We start from the raw sequence: 14,557 nt of genomic DNA on the forward strand, positions 1-14,557 counted from the left end.
GGTCTGAATGGTGTGATACGCGATTTAATGCCTATTTACACTCGACACCTGGGGTGTTCCTCGATTCAGATACGAGCGAATGCCTATGCGTGGAGGTGCCGATTCATTCACTCTGTTCAGTTTTATTCCTGCTCACTCAGCATCGCAGAGTTGACCACATGGGGGAGTGTGCGGCGACATTGACGACATGGGAGTGGTCTACGACATGGACAACGTAAGGTTCTGGTTTCAGTCTGACTCGTCTAATGCCCCGCTTTTGCCTTCTATGAAACTAGCCTAATGATGTTCTATTGATCAGCTTCTATACTCTTCTTGTATCTAATTATATTAAATATGTTACCAGTTAGCACTGTCGATATACCTCCCCAACTGCAGTAATTTCTGATATACGGTTTGGAAACTCTGCGGCTGATAGACTAGTTAATGAAGCTACTAGTTGATGAACTAATATATAGTTCTATTAGCATTCATGCGGCTCGAAAATTAAGGCATTGCCGAGTAACACTACCTATCACAATATAGAACTCTTAATTTTGTTCACAAGTTTTTTTGATAGTCCCACTGTCAATACGTGCTGGTGGATTCAGAGCAGAATTCACCAACAGTATAAGAAAACTAATACAACAACGGTAGCGGGTCATCGGTGGGGAACCAGTGGACAACCAAACCACCCAGATAGAGACATCCATGTCAACACGAACTAACGCATCGAATGCATCGACCTCACAACCAACACTCTACACTCACGCAAAGCGCCGCTTCGCCGAAGCGTGGCTCACGCCTGGCGTGCGACAGGCAACGCAGTTGCTGTTGATCCTCACGCTATTTGCTGGCTCGGCGATGGGCCAGACCGACGTCGGGAACATTTACTGTAACACAGCTGTCGAGGACGGTGTCAACGTTGTCTTTGGGGCACTGGCTGGTCTTGGCCTGCCGGCGACGATGGTCTTCGTCGGTCGGAGCGGCCTGTCGTACATGCGGGCTTCGGGCAATCCGAACCAGCAAAACGAGGCCCGGCGGGACCTAATCCTCTCACTCGTCGGCCTGGGCGTTGTTGTGCTGGCAATCGTGGCTCCAGAGCTTATCACGAAGTTCGGGAACAACGTTGGCTTCGGCTTCTCGGACTGTGTGACGCCCTTCTAAGCACACAGAATGCCCTCAGCCCGCACACTGCTGGTAATCGCGGCCCTTTGCTCGCTGCTTTCGACAGCCGCGGCTGCGGGGCCTACGTCTGGGACTACCGGCCCGGCCCAGATCCAGACTGAGCGGGGGACGGCACACACCCTCACCGGTTCGAGCCACGGTGGCGTGGGGGTACTACAACAAAACGCCACCGCACCGAATGGCTCCAGCGGAGAGGGAACGGAAGCGAACGACACTGAAACAAACGAGTCCAGTGCCCGTGACCCAGCGGCCAACGGAACGGCAGCCAACGAAACCGCGGGCAACGAGTCCGTTGATCGGGGGCCGGCAGCGAACCAGACAGAAGTGAATAGGTCCGTCAAAATGGGAGCAAGGCAGAATCTCAGCGCGAAAGTTTCGTGCTATGAGAATGCCTCGAATCCACCAGCGAACGCCTCTGTCGGGGACAACGCGACGGCGGGTGTTCTCCCACCTAACCGGTCGTACAACCACAATCACACGCTCTTCCGTGCGCTGTGGTCTGGCGACCCCGATCATCCAGACCTCACACGGGCCGACCGGGCCGAGGCCGAGAACGGCACGCTGGCTGTTCTGCCTTCTTGCACGGGAGATATGCTCTCTCGCGAACCGTCGAACACGACGCTGTGGAACCGGCCTGAACATGACTCGTTCCGGACTGGTCTCGAGACCTCCTCGCAACCAGTGAACGTCACGGACACTCGCTCTGGACTCTGGATTCGTGACGCCTACGTCACGTTCTTTAGCGTCGAACCATCGACGGTTGTCCATCGAGAGTCTGGCACGGAGCGTCTGGTCCGTCCGAACGGAACCGTTCGTGCCATCCACGACTACCGGGTGTACATCTCGGAGTTCTTCGAGGACGACTTCCGCGTCCTGAACACGTCGATGAACACGACGCTGTATGCCAACGGCACTGCAATGGACAACAGCACTGCCGCCCAGCCCACGCTCAACTACACCCAGATCAACGGGACGGCTGAACTCCAGTTGGTGACGACGATCTCGATGAATCTCTCGGAGATTGATGATGACGAGATTGATGAGTACGAACTGACGGTCACGGACTCACAGACGGTCCAAGTAGAGAATCTCTCCGAGCGGGAGATAGTCGTCGAGCCCGGCGTCGTTCCGAACGGCAGAGGGGCCACGACCGACGACTATCGAATCGGGACTGTAATCCCCGGCAGCTGGCAGAGCGTCCAGTTCGACGCCGGATACGAGGTCCGGAGCAAGTGGCGGTTCTACACTCGTTCACCGCCCGGCTGGGAAAACTGGTCGGAGAACACGACGACGCCCGTACGACCGCTTGAAACCCATGCTGTCCGGGCTACGGAAGGTCCAGAAGTCACGGTCAACCGCGTCCAAAACGAGAGTTCCGACGGCTGGCGGTTCATCCCGTCGCTCGAAGCGACGTATCCGATGAACGCGACGGGAAATACGACGGCGAACGCGACCAACAGGACCACGCTCCCGCCAGAGATTCGGGTCAACCGGTCGGCGCCGTTCACGACTGCGGATCGGTTTACGATTCGGAGTGCGGAACAACTCAGGACAGAGAGCTTCGAGATTCGCGGACTCGTTCGCGGGAACAGCATCGAACAGCCCACGGACTCGACGAACCCGACGCCAATCCGGGAGGTCAACATCACCTCTGAAGTCGTCAATTCGACCGACAACTCGACGGACCTGCTAGTCAGGGTCGAACCGAAGGCTGGCTTCCCGATTGCGGCAGGGAACGTCACTGTCGCAACGGGACAGTCCCGGGTCGAACGGTCGTTTTCCGGAACTGACGAGATTACAGTCACTGTCGACCAGGGCGAAGTCTCCTCGGCGATAGTCACGTATTGTCCGACCCAAATCTGGTGGGAGCAAGGGCGTGCTGTCCCGGTTCGGGACACGCAAGAGCGGGTCGCCTATGAAGTGAGTCTCCCAGACCTATCGGAGTTCATCGACCTCGTTGTGGTGACGCTCCTGACGTTGTTGCCGGCTGTGCTGGTACTGTACGGCTACGACGTCTGGACGAGAGGCAAATTCATCGGTTGGTATAATCCATGACAAAGCAAGATATACCACGAAATAGCAGTATCGACCGTAGAACCGTGCTTGGACTCCTTAGCGGGGGTCTTGCCGCGCTTGCAGGATGCAGTGGCGGGCTGTCTGATGACAGCGGCGGAGGTGACGGAAGCGCCGGCCCGCCAGAAGAACAGTCCGACTACATCGAAGAGATATCGATTGAGATTGTAGAGAACGGCCGCCAATTGGCTCTGGAAGTGGCTGTGACCGATGAGATCGAGCCGTCATCGGTCAGCATCATCACAGAGTCCGGTCGAGAGTTCGTCAGCGACTATTTCAGTCCCGGTGAAACCCGGACCAGCCTCTCGCTAACAGAGGGCGAGGACTCGAATGAACCGCTGCCCCGGGGCCAGCACACGCTCTATCTCCGTGGCGACGACGTCGAAACTAAACTCCCACTCGAACTGGGAACCACGTTTGAACTTGAGGAAGTCGTCCCCGGGACCGAATATGAAGAGGTTGGTGACGACAGCTTGGGAGTGGTTCTTCGGAATGTGGGACAACGAACTGGCGTAGCGGTTCGGACGATTGTCAATGGGGAAAACAAAGACAGCGATCCGTTCGCTCCGATAAAGCCTGACGAAACCGGTATTGTCGAATTCAAATTCCTGCTTAATAATCGAGTTGCCAATTGTGCAAAAGTTGAAGAGACAACTGAGAGGGCTGAAAAATTAACTGTGGAATTCCTTTGGAGTAATCCAGTTGTACTCACTCAAACGATCAGCTACGATAACTCAAAAGGATGTAAAAAGTCGCTAGCTGGTACTCCTGAAGAAATTACCGAGACATCCACGGAGACGGAGACATAGCAATGCAGTCTGGCATTGGTGATGAAATCCTCGAAGAGATTGTCGAGAGAGTGATTGGAGAACTCTCGTCGGCAATTACAGCCGGTATGAGTGGTTTCCTTGATGAACTCAGAACGGATGTCATCGATTACTTCGAGGGGTTCTTTGAGTGGCTAATTGACCCGATGGTAGGCACACCTTCTCCGGAAGGGCCGAATTCAGCAGCCCCTGTGGACATCGCATTTGAATCCGCGACTAACGCTCCGTGGGACGCGTTAATCTCGAATATATACTTCGATGCAATCGTTGGGTTAGCGCTCGGTATCCAGTTCTCTGTTCTGGCGATGATCGGGCTTAGATACGGGTCGATGAACCCAGTCATTCGGAAGAAGCTTCTACGCCGACTCGGAGTTGCCTTCCTTTCGCTGTTCTTCTGGCTTCCAGTAGCCTCACTCGGAACCCAGTTCTTCGACGCTATCGGTCGTCATCTCTACGCTTCTGGACACACGGAGGCAGAGGCGGTTGCACTAATTGGTTCAGCCCAGCAAATTGCGGACCTCAGTCTAGGGATATTCCTTGTCCTCATCGTGGTGGGGCTGTACGTCTACCTGAAGGCGGCGTTCATCTTCATCACTAGGTGGCTGTTGGTCTTTCTGATGACCCTCTCGATGCCGCTGGTCGCGACATTCTGGGCGGTGGAAGTCTGGCCGTTGAACCGCTTCTCGGGACTGGCGAAACAGGTCGCCGGCGCGTACCCCGGAGTCCTCGCTGCGGGCATCCCGCCTGCAATCCTGATTCGGATGAGCTTCGAGGCGACAAACTGGGGACTGGCCTCCGACCTGTCGCTGTTCATCAGCCTCGTGACGCTGTACTTGGCGGCAAAGTCTCAGAAGGTCCTCATCCAGCGGAGTAGCCGCGTTGCGATTCAACTCAGCGAGCAGGCCCTTGCCGGTGGCAAAAAGCCACTCAAGGTGGGTGCGGCGGCCACTGGTGCAGCGGCGACGGCTGGCGCTGGAGCGGTCGGTGGACCCGGCGCAGCGATGGCGACTGGGGGCACGATTCGAGCTGCCTCAAGCGCCGCAAAAGGACGCGTTGGAAGCGCTGCCACGGGTGCCCAAATGGTCCACCGTCAGATGGCGGCCAACCCAGCCGGCATGAAGAGCGGTTCCAGTAGCAGCGGCTCCGGGAGCGGTGGTAGCGGTGGAAGCGGGACCAACGGCTCCGGTGGTGGCGGAAGCAGTGGCGGCGCAGGCGGTTCCGCCCCGCCCTCTGGGGGCAGTGGTAGCAGTGGGTCCGGTGGTTCAGGCGGTTCAGGTGGCTCCAGTGCCCCCGTCAGTGGGGGCGGCGGGTCCAATGGCGCGTCTGCCGGAAGTGCCCTTGACAGCCGGTTCACCAACTCCAGCAACGGGAGTGCTCCGTCTGGAGACTCCGATAGCGACGCTAACCCGATAGAGGACCGGCAGACAGAGGTTGAGCGGCAAACAGAACTGGAGCCTCAGACCAAGATTGAGCGCCAGACACAGGTCAACTCCGGTGACACCAGAGTCTACGAGTCTGGCTCGGACCCGCCGTTCTCCGACGAGGACAGTGCTGCAACCGGGACCGACACCGACAGCGGGTCCGATGGCTCTGAGTCGTATGACTCGTTGCAGGACGTGTTTGCGACTGATGACGATGTACTAGGGCCGGATGTGTACCGCGACGGCCTGCCCCACCGGGAGGACGACGACTAATGACTGACTCACAAGACGAATACAACACGAACATCATTCACGAATCCCTCGGAGATACAACCAACTTCTGGGGGGACTACACGCTGGGGGAACTCATCCTGTTCCTCATCCCGCCGTTTGGCTTCCTCGTCGCGATGGGAATGCCGTTCGTGCCAGCAGCACTGTTCTTCCCAGCACTGGCTCTCGCCGCGGTCGTTGAGGTCTTCCTCTACATCCTGCATAAAGTCCGCCCGGACCACTACCGACTGACTGAGTGGTTACGAGTCAAACTGTTCTGGCTCGTGAAAAAGCGTCAGTACACTCACGGGCAGGGCAATCAGGACACTCGTCAGGTTACGCGACTTGAGCGGATCATGCCCCACGGCGTTGAACGCGTCGACGGAGCATACCTCGGGGCAGTCGAGGTCGAGCCCGCGAATATGGCCCTGCAGGATGATGAGAAGTGGCGCAAAGCCGTCACGTCACTCACACGGCTGTCTGAATCGCTGACCGGGCGAGCGAAACTCCACGTCACGACGGCAGAGGTCGACAACGAATCCCACATCCAGGCACATATCGACCGACTCGAAGACCCTGACGCGAAGCGCCACTCAATCTTCCGCGGGGTGTTGACAGAGTTCGTCAACCGCTACACCGACGATAGCGGTAGTGTCGAGACTGAGACCGAGATCCAGCGCAAGTACTACATCATCGTCTGGGTGACCGACGATGATATCCACGACCTCCAAGTGGAAGGTGACTCTGTCACGGATTATCTGGCCGGGATTCCGGTCATTGGCCGACTATTCGGCCGGTTCGACAGCGACACGCTCACTGACGCTGAGCGAGAGGAATTCAAGGCCAAGAAACTGCACGACCGGCTCCAGACTGTCGACAGAGCAGTCAACAACATGTTCCGGTGCCGCAGTCGGTCGGTCAGCCCGCACGAGCTGGCACATCTGACTGAGGACTACTGGGCCTGCGAAACCCGGTCGGAACGTGAGTACGAAGAGGCGGCCTCCGTCTCTCCGGTGACGTATTCGGCACGGGAACTCATCAAGCACGGCGAGGGTGCTGCAGCCCACGACGCTGCGGAGGGCATGGACACTGACGATGTTGGCGGGACCGACTACGAGGTCGATGAGACGGACTTCGTGTCCCAGCTACACCGGCCCGGTGAAAACCACCGGTCGCTGGTCGCACCAACAGATATCGAGTGGGAAGCCGACCACGTTCTCATCGACCAAGAGACGTTTACCCGTTGCTTCTGGATCGAGACGTATCCGGAGCATCCGACGAGTGGGATGCTGGAGCAACTGCTGCTGGATACGGACCTTGCGGTGGATGTCTCAATCTACGTTGATCCCTACGACTCGGATGCAGCAGTCTCGGTGATGAAAGAGTGGATCTCGTCGCTGAAGATGCTGCAAAACGACAAGGGAGAACTTGAGGCTGAAGATATCGAGAAGGAGGTCAATCAGGCGAAGTACATCCGGCAGATGGTCCGGCGCAACCACACGTCGCTGTTCCGTGTCGGCGCGTTCATCCGGTTGACTGCCGAGACCGAAGAGGAACTGCGGAAGCAAACAAATCGCCTCGAAACGCTGCTGCGAGACTCGCCGTCGAACTGTGGGGTCAAGCGAACGACCCGCCGGCAGGAAGCAGGACTTGTGACTGTCTCGCCGATCGGGGCCAACGAACTCGGGCAGAACCGACTTTCCTCAATGACAGGGGAAGCGCTCGGGTCGTTGTTCCCGTTTTCGTCGAACTACCTCCGGATGGACGACGGAATCGAGTACGGACTGCACGGCCACAACGACTCCTCGCTGCTGATCGACCCGTGGGAACTGGAAACCGGCCATTCAGAGCTAGTGACCGGAATGCCCGGCGGTGGGAAAACCCACGGCACGCAGGCTCGGGCGATGCGGATGTTAAAAAAGCGGTCGGATGTCAAGCAGATCTACATCGACCCAGTCGGGGATATGCACGGCAGCGCGAAGATGCTGGATGCAAAGACGATCACAATCAGCGGCGAGACGCCGCTGAACCCGTGCGAGATGCATCCGACGCCGCCTCATGTCCTTGAACAATCCCCGGATATGCAGCCCGTCTCAGCGAAAAAAGACGAGGTGTACGGGGTCATCGAGAACTTCCTCCAGTCGCGGGATGTCGATCTGGAGATGCACAGCGGATTGATCACGTTCCTGATCGACAAGATATTCACTGAATCGGATATCGACCCAGCGGACCCGTCGACTCACACGCCGGAGAACTCGCCGGACCTGAGTGACTTCTTGGAGGTCGTTGACCGCCTCCAAGAAGACCCGGGAATGTTCCCGGGAGCGACAACGGAGTCCTCTCAGGAGAAAATCCAGCAGTACGCAAACGAACTCTCGATTGCGCTGCATCCGTTCCGGCCGGGAAGTACGTTCGGCAATCTCTCGAAAGAGTCGGACCTGCGGCTAATCGACGACAGCAGCAAGGCCGTCTATCTGGACCTCCAGCAAGTCGAAGGCTCGGGTAGTGGCCTCGGCAAGCAGTCGTTCATTATGCAGTTGCTGTTGTCGACGCTGTACCAGCAGGCGAAAAATATGCAGCAGAAGGTCGAGATCATCATCGACGAGGCCCACTATCTGTTCAACGACGACGCGAACTTGGAGTCGGTGAACCAGATTGCTCGGCACCAGCGCCACGCCGGACTGCGGCTGGTGATGCTGTCCCAGACGCTCTCGGAGTTTGAGGACAAGGGCGCAGCCGAGGAAATCGCGGGGATGTGCCCGATCAAGGTGCATCACCGCGAGCCAGAGTTAGGTGATGAGACAGCGAAAAGCGCTGGACTGACGAGCGAACAGCAGTCCTACATCCAGCACGCGGAAGCCGGGAAAGAGTCACTGGGCGACGGTCAGGGCTACTCCCAAGCGCTGGTTCGCGTCGACGAACATGGTGACTACCCACTGACGATCAAGACCTCGTGGGAAGAGAAGCAGATTATTGACCTTGACGCTGACGCGGAAGATGCGCTCGACGTTGTTGCTCACGAGGTTGACTCTCGCGCTGCTGACTTCGAAGAGTTCGTCCATTCCAAAGCAGTCGAGCAAGAGCTAACGAATCACGGACTGTCGCCTGAGAAGGCTGAACACGTCCTCAACGGACTCAGCGAAGAGGAGTTGGTGGACGTGGTGTCTGTAGCACTTGACCAAGCAGAGCCGGATGCAGTTATCGCCGATGGTGGTATCGAGTCGCAAGAGAACTCGGAGTTTGACAGTACGGAGTGACCCATATGAGTGATGTCATTTCGATTCGGTTGAATGCAGAACAGGGCGAACAGGTCGTCAAACAGGCTCAGAAAGTAGACGAAGAGCCATCGGAATATGTTCTGAACGCTGTTGAACAGCGAATTGACCGTGAGTTGAAAGAGCAACGAGCCAATGAGTTGAATCTTGAGTCAGAACTTGGTGATCTAGCAGATATTGTCGCGGCAGAGGTTGACGGGGCAACAGACATCGACACGGATCAGGAACTGTTCTACTCGGTAGCGCTGTGGGACTTAATTTCATCTGAGTTCCCAGCAGACAAGCGCGCTGCTGCGATGGAAGGTGCGTCAAAGAAAGTCCAAGAAGAGGTTGCAAACATCCGAAACAAGGAGGGTCAGGAATGACTGAGAGAGATACCCTACTCCAGATTTATACGACCGAAGCGTACAAAGAATTGTTTGACAAGTTGGCTGACTCCGCGGGCACGTCCACCTCGAAATACGGACACGAGGTAATTGAAGAACACATCGACCGAGAAACTGGGGAGGACCAGTATCGCCGGTACAACACTGACACGAGCATAGAGCTACTGCTAGAAGAGGCACAGCGCGAGGTGAAAGAGCTGGTAGCGGAGTTTGAGTCTGGAACGATGGAGGAAGTGAAGACCATTCAGGAGGTCAGAACCGCATACATCATCGCTATCTGGAAACTGCTCCAAGATGACTACTCAGCTGAAAAGCGACGGCTAGCGCTGAAATTTGCTGGTGAGCATGTTGGACAAGATCCGTGCCTCGAATCAAGAGAGAAAGGCAACTCTGAGTCAACTTCCCCGTCTGCTGTTGAATCGGCAGGTGAGAGCGCATGATGCTGAAAACAGACTATCAAGAAGGTGGTGCAGGGAACCTCGTCGATTACATTCAGCGTGATCGTGAACAGGACGCCGGAGCGACAGTTGACCTACGGAATCCCGCTGGCCGAGAACTGTCCGATCCAGAGGTGAATCGGTTTGTCGACAAGAGCCGAGAGTTCGGATTCCAGCGGCACATGATCGTCTCTCCTGACCCCACGGGACAATATTCGCCAGAAGAAGTCCGTGCCAACACCCGGGAATTCATGAACAGTGAGTTCGCCCAGCAGCCGACGACTGACTACGTGTATGGGGTCCACCGGGACACAGAGTTCCCACACGCACACATCGCGGCGACTGGCGAGCGCGCAGAGTTGGAGATGGACCGGGAAGACATCCGACAGCTACGCGAACAAGCAGCCACCGCGTACGAAGAGCCCGCTCGAACGCGAGACCCAACGGCCGCTGCTCGTGACTCACCAGACAGTCCCGTCCGAGTCGTAGATCAAGAGGCCCGGGAGCAATACCACGAAGCGGAACTGTCGCTGAACCCCGAAGCTGAAAAAGCGCTCAAGCGGGCGACTGAGAAGAGTCAGCAGAAAGACGCCGGACAGCCCACGGCTGAGAAAGCGACCGGTGAGCGCCAAACTGAGCCACTCTCAGAACGTGCTGCGGAGAGGGCCGAAGAACAACCGGAACCTGAACGCGAACCCGAAGTTGATCTTGAACGCGAGCAGGAACCCGAGCGCGAAGTTGGGTGGTGGCAGTGAGTTCGAGTTCCTCTGCGCCACCAGGACAACGCTCTGGGGAGGTTCCGAATAGTCTCAAGTACGACAACGTCGTTGGGTTCGTCTGGGCCGGGTTCATGCTGCTGTTCCCGCCGATGATTGTCGATAGCGACAAGATCTTCCCGAAGCGGTTCTGGGCGTGGCGCTACATCTACCTCGGGTTCGGACTGATTAGCGCGGCATTCTTCTATGACGTGCTGGTCCAGACACCCAGCGTCGCACTGCTGTTCCCGTTCGCACACGTTCTGGCTGCTATCTCGGTCGGGACACTGTTCGCTGACTTCACCGTGCCCGGATTGTCGCTGCCGATGGTCTCGTACTCGACGACGGTGATTCTGTATGCTATTTCAGTCGGCATCGTGTTCTCCGGAGAACTGCTCCGCCGGACCTCGCCGGAAATGCTCGCGATGAACCGGTGGGACCACGACGACGGGGAGTCTGTCGTTCCACTGGAAGAGGTCTCTCACGAACACAACGAGGCTGAGATGCCGTTCACGCTCGACCAGGATGTCTCTACAGCCGTTGTGGGCGAGACTGGGAGCGGGAAGACGTCGATGATGAAGCTGCTGGCTTACCAGTTCCCGTACTACAGCGACACGGCGGTCATCGCCCACGATACCGGCGAGGACTTCCAAGAGTTCTACGCGGAATTGGGCTTTGAGGTTCAACGCATCCGCCACGAAAACAGCGATGTGACCTGGAATCTGTTCAAGGATGCTGATTCGGAGTCAGACTTCCGTGAGGTCGCCGGCGCGATCTTCGGTGAGGCCGACGGCCATGACCCGTTCCACCGACCCGCCAAACAGACCTTCGCAGAGATGCTAATGTATCTCCATCTCAGTGCGAAAAAGAACAATCGCCGCCATGCCCTCTGTCACACCGATATCGTCTCCTTGCTCAACGAGGGCCACATCGCGCTCAAAGAAGCCCTTGACGAGTTTGACCGACTGGACTCGGGTCATATCGACCCTGATAAAGGGAAAGGCGCACAGAACGTCTACCAGACGATCAAGGAGAACGTCGACCCTGTCTTCGCTGGCGACTTCGGGGAGTACGGGGAGTTCTCGCTGCAAGAGTACATCGAGAACCCGGAGGGGCGGGTCCTCATCATCGACTCCAACCCCACGGAACTGGAAACGCTCGGGCCGATGTACCAACTGCTCGTAGACTGGTCGATCCGCTATGCGATGAATTCTTCAAACCCGACGGTCCACATCCTCGACGAGATTGACGCGCTGCCGTCGCTCACGCAGGTAACGAACCTCACGGCCCGGGGACGGAAGCATAAGGCTCGCGCACTGGTCGGCGTCCAAACCATCGGCCAGCTCAAGGACACGTACAGTACTATCTCTGGGATTGTGGGCAACTGCCCACAGGGAGTCTATTTCGGCCCGGGTGACACGGAGTCGACGGACTTTATCCTCGACGAACTTGGCGAGAGTCGTCAGTACGACCGTTCTGAGATGGTGTCGATGAGCCACCAGGGGCGCGGCGAGAACCCACGAACGCAGGCTCGGGACACGTACAAAGAGAAGGATAAGACGCCGATCACCTCTGGTCTGCTCCGAGACTTCCAGCCCGGTGAGTGCGTTGCCGTCTCTCGAACGACATGGGTCCACGGCCAGTCGTATGAACTGGAGGACGTTCGCGATAGTCTTCCGGAACAGGGTGCGGAGTCACCGGGCAGTTCGGAACCGGAACCTTCCGAGGATGACACCGAACTGGAAGAACATGACAGTTGGCTCTCGCTCGCTCAGTCGCAACTCGGGGAATTGGTTCGTGAGTCAGACGATGAGATTGAAGACGACGACTCGACGAACAGTGAGCCGGATCGTGACCATGACGTCGAGCCGACTGTCGACGCGACAGATGGGTTGGGCGACGACGATTCGAGCGACCCACTCGACCAGACAACAGCAAACACTGCTGTCACGTCTCCGGATGCAGACCACTCAAACCTATCAGATTCAGAAGACAAATCTACTGGTGTCGATCAAGGCCCAGACTCGGACGACAACACTGGGGGACTCTTCTCTGAGTCGGAGCCAAATCCCAGCATAGGCGGAACGGAATCTGCCGAGCAGGAAGGCGGTGAATCACCAACTGAATCAGACGCAGAGGGAGACTCAGATGAGACTGAAGATCGGGACGAAACCGAATCGAGAGAGCAGGGGCGAGACGTATCTGAGTTTATGTAACCGATCACTGCTATTGGCTCTTCTCTTTTGATAATAAAGCTAACACTTAGCTACCATTCTACGATCAGAATATTTGCCCTCTTCCTCATAATCAAATTTGTTCTGAGCGACTCTCCGCTCAAATATCAAAATTTGGTAAATTCTTTCATTTCTATCACTATCACCTCGAAATCGCAAGACGGCGTCGGTTTTGCCCGGTTTGAATCACCGGCACTGAATTACCACCCTCCGACTGAACTAGTACCAAATCGCAAGACGGCGGCGGGGTAATTCACCGATATACCCGGATTGTTTACACTCTTTATCTTGTCCGCAGGGATTCAGTCGTGAGGCGGATGAGTTTGACGAGAATACATAAGAAATAGAACATAGATGCCGGCGACGTATCTCGGAACTCGGATGGAGTGAAGGCTGCCCGCACAGTCCTCGCAAGCACCTATTGGAATACAGATATATCCCGGCACACCTGCCAGTGTCTGAGTGGAACTGCACACGACGGGCCAACCCACACGAGAGTCATGCGATTCCGATGCCCCAGCACGCCATCGGTTCACCGACGTCCAGCGCCACGCCGATCACGGACCCATCCGAACTGAGCCAGAGTTGGCAGACCCACGTTCGAGTCGCGCTCACTTCGAGCCTTCATGGCGCACAACTCGCCACTCACTGACTGAGGTCCACACCACCTTGTCCGGAGCTTTGTATCTGAATCCTAATAGGTTAACCTCGCATTGGTTTCGTCGCAGATATTCATCGTAATTCGGGAGTTCGTTTGTGATGCCATTCCGGTTCTGGTAGTCTTGGTTGGCGTATTTATTGAGACCAATGGACTTGGCGACTCCGCTCTTGAAGCCGCCTGCGCCGCCGATGGCTGCAGCGGCAGCGATGGCGGGGAGGCCACCACTAGCCGTCCCAAGCATGAGACCTGTACCACCACTCGTTGAGGTGGCTAATGGGTCCTGAACCGTGGTATTGGTCGCTGATGAACCCGGTTGGCCGTCAGTAGAACAGGCAATATTGGATCAGACTAGCAGTGGTCGCAGATGGATTCAACACACTACTGTTAGGTCTCGCCGATACCGTCGCCGTGGATATTGAGTTTACCGACGCCCTGGACTTTGTACTCGTCTGGCGGTTCTTCGCCCATATCGAGATAGATATCTCGGATCTGAGCGAGGAGGTGGGTCAGAACGAGCTTGTGGAACTCCTCTTGGTAGTCGAAGCCTTCGCCGATGTCTAGTGCGGGTATCACACAGAGGATGAGACTGTCGTCTAACTCTCGTGTCTGGCCGACAGTCCCATCGCTGCCGTCCGGTCGTTCATAGCTCAGCACAACATCAAGCACTTCATCGATACGGTTCTCCGGCGTGATGGTGAACGCTTTGTAGATACGCGCCGACTCGACAATGACGGACTCCCGGGGTTCAGAGGCGTATCCAGCGGGGTCGTCTAACGCCTCGTAGAAATCCCGGAACTCCCGGTGGAAATCATCGAGTTGGTACGCTTTCAGCGCTTCTATTCCCCGCTTGATATGGTCCGGGTCCCACATCGGCTTCAAGATATCTTCCTCCGGAAACTCCTGCTGAGCAGCGTACTTCGCTCGCTCTTCGACTTGGGACATGATTCGCTGTTCCTCCTCGGTTCGATCTTCCGGCTTTAGAGGATAGTCTTGCGTGCCGTGTTCTCGTATTTTACCATCCATTGAAATTGTTATAGCATGACGGTTCCCGTTC

Annotated in this window: 11 protein-coding genes; 9 read left to right on the plus strand and 2 right to left on the minus strand. The window is 56.6% G+C overall.

Annotation, left to right across the window (positions count from 1 at the left end):
- Nucleotides 1-687 precede the first annotated feature (687 nt).
- The 9 genes from AV059_RS03440 to AV059_RS03480 are packed head-to-tail and all read left to right on the plus strand — an operon-like array spanning nt 688 to nt 12,824.
- Nucleotides 688-1,143 carry a pilin gene (locus AV059_RS03440; protein WP_058992343.1) on the plus strand — a complete coding sequence of 152 codons (456 nt, stop codon included), beginning with the start codon at nt 688-690 and terminating at the stop codon, nt 1,141-1,143.
- 9 nt (nt 1,144-1,152) lie between these two features.
- On the plus strand, nt 1,153-3,219 hold the full coding sequence (locus AV059_RS03445) for a hypothetical protein (protein WP_058992346.1): 2,067 nt from the start codon (nt 1,153-1,155) through the stop codon (nt 3,217-3,219).
- Entirely contained in the window at nt 3,216-4,046 is an 831-nt protein-coding gene (locus AV059_RS03450; RefSeq protein ID WP_058992348.1) for a hypothetical protein, read from the plus strand. The genes AV059_RS03445 and AV059_RS03450 overlap by 4 nt, the downstream gene beginning before the upstream one ends.
- A gap of 2 nt (nt 4,047-4,048) precedes the next feature.
- Entirely contained in the window at nt 4,049-5,758 is a 1,710-nt protein-coding gene (locus AV059_RS03455) for a hypothetical protein (RefSeq protein WP_058992349.1), read from the plus strand.
- Nucleotides 5,758-9,012 carry a VirB4 family type IV secretion system protein gene (locus AV059_RS03460; RefSeq protein WP_058992351.1) on the plus strand — a complete coding sequence of 1,085 codons (3,255 nt, stop codon included), beginning with the start codon at nt 5,758-5,760 and terminating at the stop codon, nt 9,010-9,012. Before AV059_RS03455 ends, AV059_RS03460 begins: the two co-directional genes overlap by 1 nt.
- Before the next feature lie 5 nt (nt 9,013-9,017).
- Nucleotides 9,018-9,395, plus strand: a complete 378-nt coding sequence (locus tag AV059_RS03465; protein WP_058992353.1) for a hypothetical protein — start codon at nt 9,018-9,020, stop codon at nt 9,393-9,395.
- Nucleotides 9,392-9,856 carry a hypothetical protein gene (locus AV059_RS03470; protein ID WP_058992355.1) on the plus strand — a complete coding sequence of 155 codons (465 nt, stop codon included), beginning with the start codon at nt 9,392-9,394 and terminating at the stop codon, nt 9,854-9,856. The genes AV059_RS03465 and AV059_RS03470 overlap by 4 nt, the downstream gene beginning before the upstream one ends.
- Complete coding sequence (locus AV059_RS03475) at nt 9,853-10,608, plus strand: relaxase/mobilization nuclease domain-containing protein (protein WP_058992357.1); 756 nt, start codon at nt 9,853-9,855, stop codon at nt 10,606-10,608. Before AV059_RS03470 ends, AV059_RS03475 begins: the two co-directional genes overlap by 4 nt.
- Nucleotides 10,605-12,824 (plus strand): type IV secretory system conjugative DNA transfer family protein, encoded by a 2,220-nt coding sequence (locus AV059_RS03480; protein ID WP_058992533.1) that lies wholly within the window; start codon nt 10,605-10,607, stop codon nt 12,822-12,824. The genes AV059_RS03475 and AV059_RS03480 overlap by 4 nt, the downstream gene beginning before the upstream one ends.
- A 629-nt stretch (nt 12,825-13,453) precedes the next feature.
- Here the strand turns inward: AV059_RS03480 and AV059_RS03485 are convergent.
- Nucleotides 13,454-13,744 carry a hypothetical protein gene (locus tag AV059_RS03485; RefSeq protein ID WP_058992359.1) on the minus strand — a complete coding sequence of 97 codons (291 nt, stop codon included), beginning with the start codon at nt 13,742-13,744 and terminating at the stop codon, nt 13,454-13,456.
- Between the two features lie 143 nt (nt 13,745-13,887).
- Nucleotides 13,888-14,445, minus strand: a complete 558-nt coding sequence (locus tag AV059_RS03490; protein WP_228841729.1) for a hypothetical protein — start codon at nt 14,443-14,445, stop codon at nt 13,888-13,890.
- Between the last annotated feature and the right edge of the window lie 112 nt (nt 14,446-14,557).

It is taken from the genome of Haloarcula sp. CBA1127 (assembly GCF_001485575.1).
Taxonomy (GTDB): domain Archaea; phylum Halobacteriota; class Halobacteria; order Halobacteriales; family Haloarculaceae; genus Haloarcula.